11 protein-coding genes are annotated in these 15,056 nt (G+C 51.4%); 10 read left to right on the forward strand and 1 reads right to left on the reverse strand.

Features of this window, described 5'->3' with window-relative positions:
* Positions 1-35: 35 nt before the first annotated feature.
* The 5 genes from spoT (at position 36) to B2Q61_RS10625 (ending at position 6,458) form a co-directional block, all read left to right on the forward strand.
* Complete coding sequence (gene spoT / locus B2Q61_RS10605; RefSeq protein ID WP_290615423.1) at positions 36-2,156, forward strand: bifunctional GTP diphosphokinase/guanosine-3',5'-bis pyrophosphate 3'-pyrophosphohydrolase; 2,121 nt, start codon at positions 36-38, stop codon at positions 2,154-2,156.
* A gap of 4 nt (positions 2,157-2,160) precedes the next feature.
* Positions 2,161-2,553, forward strand: a complete 393-nt coding sequence (locus B2Q61_RS10610) for a RidA family protein (RefSeq protein ID WP_290615422.1) — start codon at positions 2,161-2,163, stop codon at positions 2,551-2,553.
* Positions 2,553-3,419, forward strand: a complete 867-nt coding sequence (locus B2Q61_RS10615; protein WP_290615421.1) for a substrate-binding periplasmic protein — start codon at positions 2,553-2,555, stop codon at positions 3,417-3,419. The genes B2Q61_RS10610 and B2Q61_RS10615 overlap by 1 nt, the downstream gene beginning before the upstream one ends.
* Positions 3,420-3,485: 66 nt before the next feature.
* Positions 3,486-5,588: an ATP-dependent DNA helicase RecG gene (gene recG / locus B2Q61_RS10620; protein WP_290615420.1), complete on the forward strand. Its 2,103-nt coding sequence runs from the start codon at positions 3,486-3,488 to the stop codon at positions 5,586-5,588.
* Positions 5,589-5,672: 84 nt separating this feature from the next.
* Positions 5,673-6,458, forward strand: a complete 786-nt coding sequence (locus B2Q61_RS10625) for a putative hydro-lyase (protein WP_290615419.1) — start codon at positions 5,673-5,675, stop codon at positions 6,456-6,458.
* Between the two features lie 36 nt (positions 6,459-6,494).
* Here the strand turns inward: B2Q61_RS10625 and B2Q61_RS10630 are convergent, their stop codons facing one another.
* Entirely contained in the window at positions 6,495-10,547 is a 4,053-nt protein-coding gene (locus B2Q61_RS10630) for a hypothetical protein (RefSeq protein WP_290615418.1), read from the reverse strand.
* 168 nt (positions 10,548-10,715) lie between these two features.
* Between B2Q61_RS10630 and B2Q61_RS10635 the strand changes: the two genes are divergently transcribed.
* The 5 genes from B2Q61_RS10635 to B2Q61_RS10655 all read left to right on the forward strand — a co-directional run bounded on the left by B2Q61_RS10635 (position 10,716) and on the right by B2Q61_RS10655 (position 15,050).
* Positions 10,716-11,450 carry a 5-oxoprolinase subunit PxpA gene (locus B2Q61_RS10635; RefSeq protein ID WP_290615417.1) on the forward strand — a complete coding sequence of 245 codons (735 nt, stop codon included), beginning with the start codon at positions 10,716-10,718 and terminating at the stop codon, positions 11,448-11,450.
* 2 nt (positions 11,451-11,452) lie between these two features.
* Positions 11,453-12,175, forward strand: coding sequence for a 5-oxoprolinase subunit PxpB (pxpB, locus tag B2Q61_RS10640; RefSeq protein WP_290615416.1), 723 nt, complete (start codon positions 11,453-11,455; stop codon positions 12,173-12,175).
* Positions 12,172-13,203 carry a biotin-dependent carboxyltransferase family protein gene (locus B2Q61_RS10645; RefSeq protein ID WP_290615415.1) on the forward strand — a complete coding sequence of 344 codons (1,032 nt, stop codon included), beginning with the start codon at positions 12,172-12,174 and terminating at the stop codon, positions 13,201-13,203. Before pxpB ends, B2Q61_RS10645 begins: the two co-directional genes overlap by 4 nt.
* Positions 13,190-14,062 carry a glutamate cyclase domain-containing protein gene (locus tag B2Q61_RS10650; RefSeq protein ID WP_290615414.1) on the forward strand — a complete coding sequence of 291 codons (873 nt, stop codon included), beginning with the start codon at positions 13,190-13,192 and terminating at the stop codon, positions 14,060-14,062. The genes B2Q61_RS10645 and B2Q61_RS10650 overlap by 14 nt, the downstream gene beginning before the upstream one ends.
* Before the next feature lie 121 nt (positions 14,063-14,183).
* The gene (locus B2Q61_RS10655) at positions 14,184-15,050 is read left to right on the forward strand and encodes an aminotransferase class IV (protein WP_290615413.1); all 867 of its coding nucleotides are present in this window, start codon (positions 14,184-14,186) and stop codon (positions 15,048-15,050) included.
* Positions 15,051-15,056 lie beyond the last annotated feature (6 nt).

Genomic DNA, 15,056 nt, shown 5'->3' on the forward strand with positions numbered 1-15,056 from the left:
TTATAAATTTTTGCTGTCGAAGTTTGGGAGCGTTTGTGTATCTATTTGAAGGCCTGAAAAATCAAATTTCCGCCTATCTGCCTGCAGAACAGGTAAGTCTGGTTCAGCAGGCCTATGTGGTTGCGCGCGATGCGCATGCCCCGCAAACCCGTTCCAGCGGTGAACCTTATATAACCCACCCGGTAGCGGTTACCAGTATTCTGGCTGAAATGCGGATGGACCACGAAACGTTAATGGCGGCTTTGCTGCATGACGTGATTGAAGACACCGATTACAGCAAGGAAGATTTAGCCCGACTGTTTGGCGATACTGTGGCCGAACTGGTGCAGGGTGTCAGCAAGCTTGATAAAGTTAAGTTTAAAGATTATCAGGAATTTGAAGCCACTAACCTGCAAAAAATGTTTATGGCAATGACTCAGGACATCCGGGTTATTTTAATCAAGCTGGCCGACCGTACCCACAATATGCGCACCCTGGGTGCCCTTCGACCAGAGAAACGCCGGCGCATCGCCAAAGAAACCCTTGAGCTTTACGCGCCTATTGCTAACCGGCTTGGTATTCATAACATTAAAAATGAGCTGGAAGACTTAGGTTTTCAGGCGCTTTACCCTATGCGCTACCGGGCACTGGGCAGTGCGGTCAAACTGGCCAGGGGTAACCGACGCGAACTGCTGGAAAAAGTACAGAATGAAATTCGCAGCCGGATCAGTGATGCCGGTATTGAAGCCGATGTCAGTGGCCGTGAAAAACATCTGTACAGCATTTACCGTAAAATGAAAAACAAAGAGCTGATGTTCAATGACGTCATGGACATTTACGCCTTTCGGGTGGTGGTTAATTCTGTAGATAATTGCTACCGCATTCTTGGCCTGGTGCATAATCTGTATAAGCCGATTGAAATCCGCTTTAAAGACTACATTGCCATTCCCAAACAAAACGGCTACCAGTCATTACACACTTCATTAATCGGCCCCCACGGTATTCCGGTAGAAATTCAGATGCGCACCCGAGAAATGGACGAAATGGCCGATAAGGGTATTGCAGCGCACTGGATGTACAAATCAAATGGTGAGCATAAAGATACCACCGCGCAAATCCGGGCGCATCGCTGGATGCAAAGTCTGCTGGAATTACAGCAAAGTGCCGGTACCAGCTACGAATTTGTTGAGAACGTTAAATCGGAATTATATCCGGAAGAACTGTACGTCTTTACCCCCAAAGGTAAAATTGTCGAGTTACCCATCGGTGCTACCGCTGTCGACTTTGCTTACGCCGTGCATACCGATGTCGGCAACCGTTGTGTCGGTGCCAAAGTCGATCGTCGTCCTTACTCGCTCAGTAAACCGTTGGAAACCGGCCAAACTGTCGAAATCATTACCAGCCCTGGCGGTAAGCCCAATGCTAACTGGCTTAATTATGTGGTCACCAGCCGGGCAATACTGGGTATTCGCAATTATTTAAAACGCCAGCAGCAAAACGAAGCCATCAGCCTGGGCAAGCGGCTGCTAACCTCGGCGCTGGGTGAAGTTAAACTGGAAGATATTGCAGTAGATCGCATTGAGCAGGTGCTTAAAAATGTCCATCAGCAATCTTTTGATGCCTTGTGCAGTGAAATTGGCCTGGGTAACCAGTTGCCGGTAGCCATAGCACGGCGCTTGCTGGGTGAATTTGAAGCCGATGACACCAGTGGCAAAAACAGCTCGCCGTTACCGAAAAGCAACGCCTTCATTGTTGGTTCTGAAGGTATGCTGGTCACGTTTGCCAAGTGTTGCCGACCGATACCCGGTGATGAAATTGTCGCTAATGCCACGCCGGGTAAAGGTTTAAATGTGCACCGCAGCGACTGTCGGAACATTAAAGGCTGGGAGCGTGATCCCGCTAAATTTTTCCCTATTCGCTGGGACAACACCAGCGATAAGCAATTCTTATGTGATATCCGGGTGTTTATTATTAACCGCCAGGGAGTACTGGCGAAATTGACAACCCTGCTGGCCAGTCAAAACTCGAATATTCAGGATCTGGTTACCGACGATCGGGATACCGGTGAATACGTGATTAAAATTACCCTCTCCGTGCAGGATAGGGTGCATCTGGCTAATGTCATGCGCAAAATCCGCGTATTGCCAGACGTTCAAAAAGTTTACAGAAGGAAGTAATTTTATGTCAAAAGTCATCATCCGCACCGAAGCCGCTCCGGCTGCGATTGGCACCTACAGCCAGGCGGTGAAAATTGGTACTACTGTTTATTTATCAGGCCAGATCCCACTGGTGCCAGCGAGCATGCAAATGGTGTCGGAAGATTTCGCTGAACAGACGCATCAGGTTTTTAAAAACCTGGCAGCCGTGTGTGAGGCAGCCGGTGGTACGTTAAATAACATGGCAAAACTGAATATTTTTCTGGTTGATCTGGGCCAGTTCGCAACCGTTAATCAGGTAATGAGCGAATACTTCGCCGAGCCCTATCCAGCCAGAGCAGCAGTCCAGGTTAGTGCATTGCCGCGTGGTGCTCAGATTGAGATAGACGGCATAATGGAAGTGCCATCTACCCACTAATGAACAAAAAAACCGTTTTGCTCAGCGTTATATTTGTCAGCCTGTGGTTACCGCTACAGACCACTTTGGCTATGCCAGAAACACCGACTAAGCAAGCGACCAAGCCGCTACCAGCTGATGTTTCTGCCGCCAAAATACCGCGACTTACCTGGTGCCTGGACCACTTTCCATATTTTCATGACTATGATGCCACGACTACTCCAACCGGCCCTTCAGTCGAACTAATGCAAGAGCTCGCCAGACGGGCTGGCTTTGAGCTTCATTTTACCCCACGCACCAACCTCGCCCGCTGTTTACGGTTAATGAAACAGGGCAAAGTCGATTTAATGAGCAACCTGAGGTATAGCGAACAGCGCAGTGAGTATATGCATCTGTTACCGTACCAGAAAAATATTGCCGAAAGTTTATTTGTAAGGTTGCACGATGAGCGGGTTATTAGTAGCCAGTCTCAGTTACGGGGCCTTACCCTGGCTACTTTACGTAACTTTTTGTATAACCCTGCTACTATGGCGCTTATCGCTGAAGAATCCCGCCATATCGCCCAGGTTGACAGCATAGAAGTTGCCCTGGAAATGCTGCTGCGTAAGCGGATTGACGGTCTGGTGGCGCCCACCATCAGCACCACTGAAGCCATTAACGCTGCCAGTTTATATCAGCATCGCTTTAAAATTGCCCCGTTAGATTTCAGTGGGGCTACGCCAAATAATATTCATCTGGCTATTGCCAAAAACAGTCCGCATGCGGTACTGACCCCGCTGCTGCAGCAACATTTGCAAACCATGATTGACGATGGCACGGTAGCGCGGCTTATCCGAAACCCGGAAAACCGGCCTGACGTTAACGAGCTGAAACTTCAACAACCTTAAATGCTTTGCCTCTGCCCATTCCCGGTTTACACTGCAAGCATGCTCCTGTGATTGTAAGAGACCCTTTTGCCGCATACCCGACTGGATAGCCTCAGCATCAGCCTGATCAAGGGCGTAGGTGCCAAAGTGGCACAGCGCCTGGAAAAGCTGGGGATTGCCAGCGTACAGGATTTACTGTTTCATTTACCCCTGCGCTACGAAGATCGCACCCGGATTTATGCCATCGCAGATTTAATGCCAGCTATTCACGCCACTGTGCTGGCAGACGTGGTAAGCAGCGAGATCCAGTTTGGCAAACGGCGTAGCTGGCTGGTAAAAGTCACCGATGGCAGCGGCTTTCTGACCTGCCGGTTTTTTCATTTCAGCGCAGCACAGAAAAATGCGGTAGCCCCCGGGGTAAAATTACGGTTGTTTGGTGAGGTAAAACGCGGGCCGCGGGGCGTTGAAATGTTACATCCGGAATACCGGGTGCAGCAGGACGAGCAGTTGCAGCAGGTGGCAGAGACGCTAACCCCGGTTTATCCCACCACCGAGGGTATTAAGCAAGCCAGTTGGCGAAAGCTCACCGATACCGCCCTGGAATACCTGAACCGTTATGCGCCGGTTGAATATCTGCCGGTTACTTTGCTTAGTTCGTCCTGGTCACTCGCTGATGCCCTGGCCTACCTGCACCGGCCACCACCAGATGCTCAGCTCAGCCTGCTGGAACAGGGGCGTCATCCGGCGCAGCAGCGGTTAATTCTGGAAGAACTGGTGGCCCAGCAACTTAGCATGTACCAGCTGCGCAGCCAGAGCCAGCAACAGCATGCAGTGGCCCTGGCTTATCACCCGGCACTTACCCGGACATTTTTAGCCAGTTTGCCATTTCAGCTGACTGACGCACAGCAACGGGTAGTGGCCGAGCTGCGGCACGATTTAGCCCGACCTTTACCCATGTTGCGTCTGGTACAGGGTGATGTAGGATCAGGCAAAACTCTTGTTGCCGCCCTGGCGGCACTCACAGCGATTGCTCAGGGGTATCAGGTAGCGCTGATGGCGCCCACCGAATTACTGGCAGAGCAACATGCAGCTAATTTCAATAACTGGTTCAGCCCGCTGGGTATTGATGTCGCCTGGCTCGGTGGCAAAACCAAAGGTAAAGCACGGGACCAAACCCTTGCTAAACTTGCTGATGGCAGCGCGCAGATGGTATTGGGCACCCATGCCTTGTTTCAGCAAAGTGTCACATTTTGTAAGCTGGCACTGATTATAATTGACGAACAACACCGTTTTGGGGTGCATCAGCGGTTAGCCCTGCGCGAAAAAAGCGGCATGGCGGGTGTTTATCCACATCAGTTAGTGATGACCGCTACCCCTATACCCCGTACGCTGGCCATGACCGCCTATGCCGATCTTGATACTTCAGTTATCGACGAATTACCACCCGGCCGCACCCCCGTGACTACCGTGGCCATTGCCGACAGCCGCCGTGGCGATATTATCGAGCGGGTGCGTAATGGTGTGTTGCAGGACAACCGTCAGGTGTACTGGGTATGCACCCTGATTGAAGAATCAGAGGTATTGCAATGTCAGGCAGCTGAAGATACTGCCGCCAGCCTGACCGCAGCGTTACCTGATCTGCAGATAGCACTGGTACATGGCCGCTTAAAGAGCACAGAAAAACAAGATATTATGGCACGGTTCAGCCGTGGCGATATTGATGTACTGGTCGCCACCACGGTGATAGAAGTGGGGGTTGACGTACCCAATGCCAGTTTAATGATTATTGAAAATCCAGAGCGCCTCGGCCTGGCGCAGCTCCACCAGTTACGGGGTCGGGTTGGCCGTGGCAGTGCGGTGTCCCACTGTGTTCTGTTGTACCATGCCCCTTTATCTAAGACCGCCCAAGCGCGTCTTGCCGTGCTGCGTGACAGCAACGACGGCTTTGTTATTGCCCAGCGTGATCTGGAGATACGTGGCCCGGGTGAGCTACTCGGTACCCGTCAGACCGGACTGCTGCAGTTTAAAATTGCCAATATCAGCCGGGACGCCGACCTTATTCCGCACGCCCGCCAACTTGCTGCTACCCTGTGGCAGCAAGAGCAAGGACAGCAGCACAACAATCAGACCGCTTGTCAGCAGCTTATCCGGCGCTGGCTGGCTAATAAAGACATTTACGGTAATGCCTGACACGCCGACCATTGTTTAAAGGGTCGAGGCTGCAGTACACTGGCTGCAATACACCGGCTGCCATAATCTGATGCGGAGACAACCATGTTAGCGCTTACCCCTTCTCAATTACGGCTGCAATGCCGCAGTGGCGCATTTAGCGGTAACACTTCCGGGTTTGCACCGGGCTTTGTCCAGGCCAATATGGCGATATTACCCAGACAATACGCTGCTGATTTTCTGCAGTTTTGCCATTTTAACCCCAAACCCTGCCCATTGCTGGGTATGGCAGCCACTCCGGGCGCGATTGATCTGCCTGCTCTGGCCAACGATTTAGATATTCGCAGCGACTTACCAAAATACCGAATTTTCCGTGCCGGTCACATGATTGAAGAAGTAACGGATGTACGGAATATCTGGCGCGACGATTTAGTGACCTTTTTAATCGGCTGCTCGTTCTCGTTTGAAGAAGCATTGCTGGCTGATGGCCTGGAAATTCGCAATATTACCGAGCAGGTGAACGTGCCGATGTACCGCACCACTATTGCCTGTACCCCGGCCGGCGTGTTTCACGGGGGCATGGTAGTCAGCATGCGGCCCATGTTGCCGGCTGATGCCATCCGGGCGATTCAGATTTGTTCGCGTTTCCCCCAGGTACACGGTGCACCCGTGCATTTTGGCGATCCGGCTGCGATTGGGATCAGTGACATTAATAAACCGGATTTTGGCGATGCTGTCAGTATAAAACCGGGCGAAGTGCCGGTATTCTGGGCTTGTGGCGTTACCCCGCAGGTGGCAATCGCCAATGCCAAAGTGGATTTTTGCATCAGCCACAGCCCGGGCTATATGCTGGTAACAGATATTGCAAACAGCAAACTATCGGTCTTCTGAACGGGGTTATGAGCAGAGCGCTGATGCCACTCAGGCTTAACTTTTGAAATAGCTGCGCAACGAACTGCCGCTGCTGAACACACTGAGCATACTGCCAAGCACCCCGGCAATGGATGCCGCTACGATATGCAGTGACTGCCCTGATGTCAGGGCAATACCACCGACAATCACCACCACCAGCGCCGCGAAACTCAGCCGGTAATTTTTCCATACGCCGGCTTCGCCTACTTTTACCAGTTGGCGCAAGGTTTCTGACGGTTCGGCATTCAACACAAATTGCCTAAAGCTGCGATTAACCAGGGTCAGTTTGCCGCGGCTTACCCGCAGCAAGCCGTTAATAGCCAAATGTTCAATCATCAGGCAATTGAGCGGGTTAAGCTGGTGGCCATTGGCCAGATTAAACAGGGCCAGTTTTTCTTCGTTACTGCAATTTTCCCACTTATACCGATATAACGCATCGGCGTGGTTCAGGATAAAATTTAACGTCGCCCATTGTCGGGTTGTCAGGCCATCACTGCCGCGCCAAAGCCCTGATCGCAACGCTGTATCGGTGTTGTTTAGCTGCTCTGCTGTGGCGGGCAGCGGGCCTAGTAACGGGTAAGCCGCTATTTCCTGCTGTAACATTTGGGCATCTAATGGCTCTGCCAGGGTTGCCGGCATATGTACATTGAAGTTGAGCAAACACTCTGACCAGGCCAGATATTCAGATTGCTCCAGCGCGCTATCACCAGCAGCCACCAACTCATCTTTAATTGTCAGCCGCTGCAAACTGTTAAACCCCATCACCAGGGTAAACTGACTGAGCTCGCCCAGTAAGGTCAGAGCCTTAAGCTCAGTAACCAGGGCCAGTAACAGCTGGCGTCGCCGCGGACCATTCAGCCCTGTGTCTATCTGGCTCAGGGTAACCTGCATCGGCTGGTCTGCGTCGCTCTGGTGCAGCATTATCGACACATTATGTAATTGCAACTCGTCGTTAAACTGCTGCAAGGTAGCGCTGCGCCGGTAAAGCTGTTCAAAACCCGGTAGCAACGCGTTGCTAGTGTCGGCCAGCTGCACTTGTTTTAGCAGCATCAGTAAATTAACCCCGGCCGGTGGGCAAGCCGTCAACTGTAACTGCAGCCCCGCCACCAGCCGCTTAGCAGGTGCCAGTTGCGTGTTAGTGCTCAACTGATAAATATGCCTTAAAAAATCACTGTCATAACCCAGTCGCAGCCATAATACCCGACGCACATAAAGCTGCCACAGCACTAAAAATAACAACAAAGGCAATAAAAACTGCAAACTTACCACTAACAACTGGGCCAGTGTTTGCGGGCTGTTGCTGGTATCATGCAGTTTTTGCATGGCACCATTACCATCGTTATGTTTGGTCTCTGGCGCACGGTTGAGCGCCTCACTACTCATTTCAAATGGCTCTACCCGCACCAAAAAGGTTTTTATCCACTGCCACAAATATGTATTGCCAATAATAGTACTGAGTTTAGGGTAATCATCTGGCAGGCCGCTACTGCTAACCGCCGCACAGCGCTTCTGATAGCTCGCCACAGACCAGCTAACAGGCAGCAATTGTGTTGGCTGCAAACGTTGTTCCGTAATGGAATTAGGAAAACGGTTTATCGCAAACTCATGCAGTTCTGCCCGCTCGCGGTTGAACTCAATGCATTGCATTTTGGCATAGTGTGCCTGCAACGCCTGTTGTGGAACCTTACTGATATAAGACAAATAACTGAAAGGTAGCAAACTGATTAAGGCGACACTGCCGGCAATCATCAGTTTGGCAGCAGGTTTGATCACCGGAGCCTGTGGTTTGCGCTGACGTAAAAACAGGCTGACACAACCAATAATCAGCACAAACAATACCGCGTTTAGCCACGGCAATAACGGACTGAACTGAGTAGACGGAATAGTAAGTTGCAGTGCGGTACGCAGCGCAAAAAAACCATAAACCAGGCCCCAGACCAGCGACACCAGCAGCAACAGGCGCCGGCTGTCAAAACCAAGAGGGATCCCCAGCCGGTTTTTTACCAGCTTGCTGTTAATCAGTCGTCGCAGCAGCTGCAATACCGAGATCAGCAACAAAAAGAATACGATCATACTGACGCTGAAAATCAGAAACTGATTGCTCATAATCGCATCGACATGGTCTTGCGGATAAAACACTACCAACGCCCACTCATCCACCGGCGAGCCGGCCAGAATAAAATTACCCGGCTGTCCATGATAAAAGCCGGCCAGGCCGGTTCTGACAGTACTGCCGGTTGGCTCACCGGATCTGATTGTCTGACTAAGCAGATTATTTTCACTACCAATATAGTAAATATTCTCAACAAAAGTGCGGCTGTTATCATTGTGATACAACACTTTACCGGTTCGACGCTCCACCACCATAAACTGCAGGCCGTTAGCAGGAGGCGGCGCCAGGCTCACCGACGGAAACACGACATCGGCTACCAGCACAAAACCGGCATCACCGCTCCCGCCGTCGCGTTGCTCCGCTGTTAATGGCATCGCGATGGTGCTACCGCGAGTGCCGTTATTAACATTAAGCAAGCGCTGAATGTAAACATTCTCAAAACCCTGATCTTGCAGCGTCAGCTGCCAGCCATTACCATTGCGCACCCGTTTAAAATAATCCCGATGTGATAAATCATACACCTTAGGTGCGGCATTATTTTCCAGAAAATAAATTGACGGGAAACGGGAGCGGCCAGCTGCATCCAACATGCTTACCGATAACAACTTACCAGGCGGCTTTGCACTGTGCTGACGATAGTAAGTTTGCATGGTGCACTCTGCATCCGCCACTACCTGCATTTGCTGCGGATAAAAATCAAACGCCAGCTCTGTCTGCGGACAGGGCGCAAATAATTGCTGATAATTAATTTGATTTAGCGTGGCCGCCCCCGGCAAAAAACGGGTATCAATTAATCCTCCTTGCCAGTGCTGCTGATAATAGTTGCTATAGCTTTGCAGCTGGGTAAATACGGCAAGAATATCAGCCGTTAAATCAGCCCGGATTTGTTCAATATAATTTTGTGCCTGCTGGTGCCGGCTTTGCTGCCATACGGTCACGGTCATGTAACTGAAAATAAGCGCCAGCAATACCGAAAAAAATCCATAGGCCACCAGATAGCAAAAGCTGGCATACAGCCGGTTTACCGACTGATTTTTCGGCTGCAAATACATCCGTAGTACCGACCAGACAAAGGTTAAACTCACCAAAGTGGCAAATAGCAGAGGTATATTCCAGTAGCCACTGCCCTGCTCTGCCAGCTGTTGCTGTGGCAGCAGGCCTACCAGATACAACTGTGATACCGCCTGTTCGTCTGCGTTATTGTTTATTGCGACCAGCCCGGCGGCCAGTCGCATTGGATAAATAAACAGCCGGTAGTCACCATAAGACAACTTCATATCCAGGTGCACACTGTAACTGGGCAGTCGCGGCTCTGGTGGCGGGCTACTGTCGGTTACTTCACTGAAAAAGTCATTGTACTGCTGCTTACTTAACGCTTCGGTTACGCTGGTTAAATTAACAAAAGAAATGGTCGTTTCGCCACCGGTACTGGCCAGTACCTGGCTGTCTTCAGTGACAAATAACAACTGACTGAAACCCCGTTCTGGTTCAGGTAAAAAGTCGGCATGCTGAATTTCCGCCTCAAGGTAATTCACGGTGTCATTGTCATTCTGCTGATACCAGCGCAGCTGCACTTTATCCTGGGTTAGCCAGTAGCGATTGCGGTAGCTTAGGCAAGGCCCGGTATTGCCGGTCTCCTGCGCCTGCGGGCATTCTTTGGGCAACTGTTGGCGGTGGGTTACTTTATAACTTGGAAATAACGCCCTGATAGCGGTTTCGCTTTCCTGATAATCATACAAACTTTGCAGTTTAATCAGATTTTCAGTAAAGGTATTACTGGCTTCCGCCAATACCCTGAAATAATCCTGATTTATTACACTACTGCGGGCCTGAGCGTAGCGGTAGTAACCGAACACCATCAACGCCAGTAACGCCGCCATCAGCATAAGCAACCCGGCAATCCGTTTCGGGCCGGCTCTGCTCTTGCGTTGTTCTGGCGCGGGGTTGTTGCTCATGTTGCTCGCCTGAATATTAACAATTAAGTAATAACGCAATCTCGGCAAATTGCAAACCGGCAGCCCAGCCAACCCGGTTCAGCTTGATCTATTGTGACAACACTTGCTTATTGGTCGCACAACATGAATAATTTATTCCTCAGCAGCACTAAGGACCCCGGAGGCAGCATGCTACTCAATTGCGATTTAGGCGAAAGCTTCGGCAGCTGGAACATGGGCCTCGATAATCAGGTTATGCCCTATATCGATCAGGCGAATATTGCCTGTGGTTTTCATGCCGGCGATCCGGATGTCATGCAGCGCACCCTGCAACTGGCTAAACAACATGGCGTGACCATTGGCGCGCACCCGGCCTATCCTGATCTGAATGGTTTTGGCCGGCGCAGCATGCAGTGCTCGCACAATGAAATTATCAACCTGATGCATTATCAAATTTCGGCTCTGGACGGCCTGGCGCAGTGTCAGGGGCTGCAACTGAGCTATGTAAAGCCGCACGGCGCGCTATATAACGATATGATGAGCAAACCAGCAGTATGGCAGGCGGTAGTGCAGGCCATTGCCAGCTACCATAAACCGTTAAAGCTGATGCTGCTGGCCGACAACAACCGCCATACTTATCAGCAGCACGCTGCTGAGCTTAAAGTGGAGTTGTTGTTTGAAGCTTTTGCCGATCGCCGTTATACCGACGAGGGCAAGCTCACGCCACGCAACCAGAGCGGTGCCGTGTTGCATGATGCAGAAGTATTGACCCAGGTTACAGAATTACTCAACGATGGCAGCGTTACCACCGCCACAGGCCAGCGGCTGGCGCTGCAAGCAGATACCCTCTGCGTGCATGGTGACAACCCGGCAGCGGTCGCGCAGGTCGCGCAAATCCGGCAATTGCTGCAAGCCGGTCTGTGAGCATGCCGCTATATCGCCTTACTCTTGCCAGCGAAAACGCGGTTATGGTGTATTTTGAGCAGAAAATGGCTGCTGAGATTGCCGGGTTAGTGCAGCAAGCCATACCACTTATTCGCCAGGCACTGGCCAATCATTTGGTAGAACTGCTCCCCTCTTATGCTTCGCTGCTGGTGGTATTTAACCCTTTCAGTTGTGATCATTTCACCCTTAATACCCTGCTTAACGGCGCGTTAGCCAAGCTTCACATTGGGCAAGCTACAGCTGGCCGGCGCATTGAACTACCGGTGTATTACAGCGAACAAAGCGGCCCCGACTTAGCGCTGATTGCTAAAACCAAGCAACTGACAATTAATGAAGTAATACAATTGCATCAGCAGCAGGTATACCGGGTGTATGCCATCGGCTTTGCCCCCGGTTTTGCTTATCTTGGCGAAGTGGCCGAACAACTGACGATGCCACGTCTTGCTACGCCAAGGGCCAACGTACCGCGCGGCGCAGTAGCCATTGCCGATCGGCAAACAGCAGTGTACCCGGCAGTATCTCCCGGAGGCTGGAATATCATTGGCCTGTGCCCCACCCCAATGTTTCAGCCGGATAACGAACCGGCCATGCCCGTGGCGGTAGGTGATGAAGTGCAATTTGTCGCGATCAGTAAAAGCGAGTTTATTAAGCTCGGCGGCCAGTTAGATAAACCATTGCTTCAGCAGTCAGGTGAAAAACCATGAGCTATTTTGAGGTGATTAACCCCGGCGTGCTTAGTCTTATTCAGGATCAGGGCCGCTTTGGCCAGGGCGCACTGGGCTTAACCAATGGCGGCCCGCTCGACGCCGGCTCGGCCCGCTGGGCCAATGCCTTAGTTGGCAATGCCCTGAATGCCAGCCTCATTGAATGCAGCATTGGTGGCCTGCAACTTAAAGCCCGCTGCGCTACGACTATTTGTGTAACCGGTGCCAGCCTTAGCCTGACCATAAATGGTCAGGAAAAGGCAATGTGGCATAGCCATAGTATCCAGGCAGGCGCTACCATCGAACTTGGTATGGCAAACCAGGGGCTGCGTGCATATTTAGCAGTAGCCGGAGGCTTAAAAATTACGGCACATTTTGGCAGTAGTGCCACAGTAATGCGCGAGGGCATTGGCGGCCTTTACCAAAACGGTGCCAAGCTGCAACCCGGTGATAAACTGCCGATGCTCGCCAGTGCCCCCTTGCCACTGCGCCGGTTAACGCCGGCGCAGCAGCCCGGCTTTAATTTCAACCACAGCGATAACCGCGATGTCTGTTCCAACAATGTTAGGCACGGCCTTAGCCTGCGGATAGTTGAAGGCTATCAGCACCAGTTATTCAGTAACGTTGCGCGCCAGCGCTTTTACCTTAACCACTACACCGTGACACCCAAAGCCGATCGGATGGGCGTAAAGCTTAGCGGCCCGGCTATTAGTTGCACCAGTCAAAGCCTGTTATCTGAAGGTATTTGCTATGGCGCGGTGCAAATACCGCCCGACGGTCAGCCAATCGTGCTGCTAAATGACCGTCAGACCCTGGGCGGTTATCCAAAAATAGGTAGTGTACTGTCGCTCGATTGCTGGCAACTGGCCCAGGCACCGGCCGGTACCGTGCTGAGGTTTGAACAAATTGACCCACAGCAGGCTCATAATGCGCTGTTACTGGCCCAGGCCCGGTTTCAACGGCTGCTAGCAGAGGTAAACATCATAGCCCCAAATAGCCGCACTGGAGCAAACAATGACAACAGCTGATTTGCTGCAGGTTAGCCGGCTGATAGAACAACAGCTGGTGAAGCGCAACCTGCGCGGCATGCAATTGCTGCAACAACAGCTGCGCCCGGGCTATATTCTGCGCGCCGCAAGGCTAATTAACCAATGCCGGGGCACGGTATTAATTGGCACCGGTTTTCCGGTACTGGATACCTTTGAAACCGACGGCCCGGTTGGCGCTATTGCCTTGTATCAGCTGTTAGAGCAACTTGGCGCCAGGCCAATGCTGGTAAGTGGCAATCCGCTCTGTGCGGTGCTTTCCAGTCGTTACCGTACTTATCAAATCAGCGTAAACCAGCAGCAAAACCTGCCGGTTATTGCCAGCCAGGCGCTGACCGAACTGCAACCACAACTGGTTATTTCTATCGAAAGACCCGGCTTTACTGCTACTGCCCGCTACGCCAATATGCGCGGCGAGGATATTACCGAGCGCTGCGCCAGTTTCGACCACTTTTTAAATCTGGCCCGCTGCCCGACTATTGGCATTGGTGATGGCGGCAATGAAATAGGTATGGGCAATATGGCCGCATTCTTAGATCAGCTAAATATTACCCCGGCCGTCACCGAATGCGACGAACTGGTGGTAGCCGACGTGTCTAACTGGGCCACCTGGGGTATTATCGCTATGGTGTCAGTGTTGCAGGGCCGTGATTTACTAACCAGCGCAAACCCACTGCAGATCCTTAAGTTTTTATCGGCCCACGGCAGTGTCGATGGCGTTACCCGGTTAAATACTTTGACAGAAGATGGTTTGCCCCACACCGAGGGAGAACAGCTAATTACTGAATTGCGTGATCTGGTGCAAAAACTAAATCGAGTTGCCCACGCCAACGCGCCGTAAATACATCCCTGTAGGCTCGTTTCCGCCCGTCCAGGGCTTCAACGGTTGGCTGAGGGCAAATCGATTCGTTTTCAATAGTTTGTATCAGGTTCAGCACAACCGTTTTTAAAGTGAGAACAGCATGAGCATAGTGTATTTAAATGGTGATTTTATCCCGGCCGCAGAGGCAAAAATCTCGCCAATGGATCGCGGTTTTTTATTTGGCGACGGCATTTACGAAGTTATTCCCAGCTACGGTGGCCGCTTTGTTGGCTTTAAGCCGCATATTGCCCGTATGCAGGATGGCCTTAGCCAGCTGTCGATAGATCCGACGCTTAGCCTCGCCGACTGGCAGCGTATTTGTCAGCGCCTGCTAAGCGAGAATCAGCAAATCAATGGCGATAATCAGGCGGTGTATATTCAGGTTAGCCGCGGCACCGACAGCAAACGCAACCATGCGTTTCCGGCCAATATTAAAGCCACGGTGTTTGCCTATGCGTTTGCCATTGCGCCAGAGCCCATCGCCGATAAAAGCAAAGCCACTACTTTTAATGTGGTAACCGGCCAGGACTTACGCTGGCAGCGCTGCCATATAAAATCCACCTCATTGCTGGGTAATGTGTTGCACTACCAGCAAGGCTACGCCAGCGGCGCCCAGGAAATACTGCTGTTTGACAAAGATGGCAACTTAACCGAAGGCGCGGCAGTAAATGTGTTTGTTATAAAAGACGGCGTTATCGCCACCCCGCCGCTAACCACTAAATTACTGCCCGGTATCACCCGCTTATTGCTGTTAAATATTCTGCGCAAACACAGCAGCGTCAAAGTAGAAGAGCGCGATATTTCTGAGCAGGAAGTATTCGCCGCCGACGAAATCTGGCTAACCAGCTCCAGCAAGGAAATAGCGCCAGTACTAAAAGTCAATGAACACACGGTAGGCACCGGCGAAGTCGGCGATATCTGGCTGGCGGCACAACAGCTATTTAGCGCTCATAAGTATGATGAGTGAATTCCT

This window comes from Arsukibacterium sp. UBA5043, from assembly GCA_002415085.1.
In the GTDB taxonomy this organism is placed as follows: domain Bacteria; phylum Pseudomonadota; class Gammaproteobacteria; order Enterobacterales; family Alteromonadaceae; genus Alishewanella.

Excerpts from the sequence above, each read along its gene's own strand:
- pxpB (WP_290615416.1), top strand. The coding sequence starts at position 11,453 with ATGCCGCTATATCGCCTTACTCTTGCCAGCGAAAACGCGGTTATGGTG.
- B2Q61_RS10650 (WP_290615414.1), top strand. The coding sequence starts at position 13,190 with ATGACAACAGCTGATTTGCTGCAGGTTAGCCGGCTGATAGAACAACAG.
- B2Q61_RS10630 (WP_290615418.1), bottom strand. The coding sequence starts at position 10,547 with ATGAGCAACAACCCCGCGCCAGAACAACGCAAGAGCAGAGCCGGCCCG.
- B2Q61_RS10615 (WP_290615421.1), top strand. The coding sequence starts at position 2,553 with ATGAACAAAAAAACCGTTTTGCTCAGCGTTATATTTGTCAGCCTGTGG.
- B2Q61_RS10610 (WP_290615422.1), top strand. The coding sequence starts at position 2,161 with ATGTCAAAAGTCATCATCCGCACCGAAGCCGCTCCGGCTGCGATTGGC.
- B2Q61_RS10645 (WP_290615415.1), top strand. The coding sequence starts at position 12,172 with ATGAGCTATTTTGAGGTGATTAACCCCGGCGTGCTTAGTCTTATTCAG.
- B2Q61_RS10655 (WP_290615413.1), top strand. The coding sequence starts at position 14,184 with ATGAGCATAGTGTATTTAAATGGTGATTTTATCCCGGCCGCAGAGGCA.
- B2Q61_RS10625 (WP_290615419.1), top strand. The coding sequence starts at position 5,673 with ATGTTAGCGCTTACCCCTTCTCAATTACGGCTGCAATGCCGCAGTGGC.
- B2Q61_RS10635 (WP_290615417.1), top strand. The coding sequence starts at position 10,716 with ATGCTACTCAATTGCGATTTAGGCGAAAGCTTCGGCAGCTGGAACATG.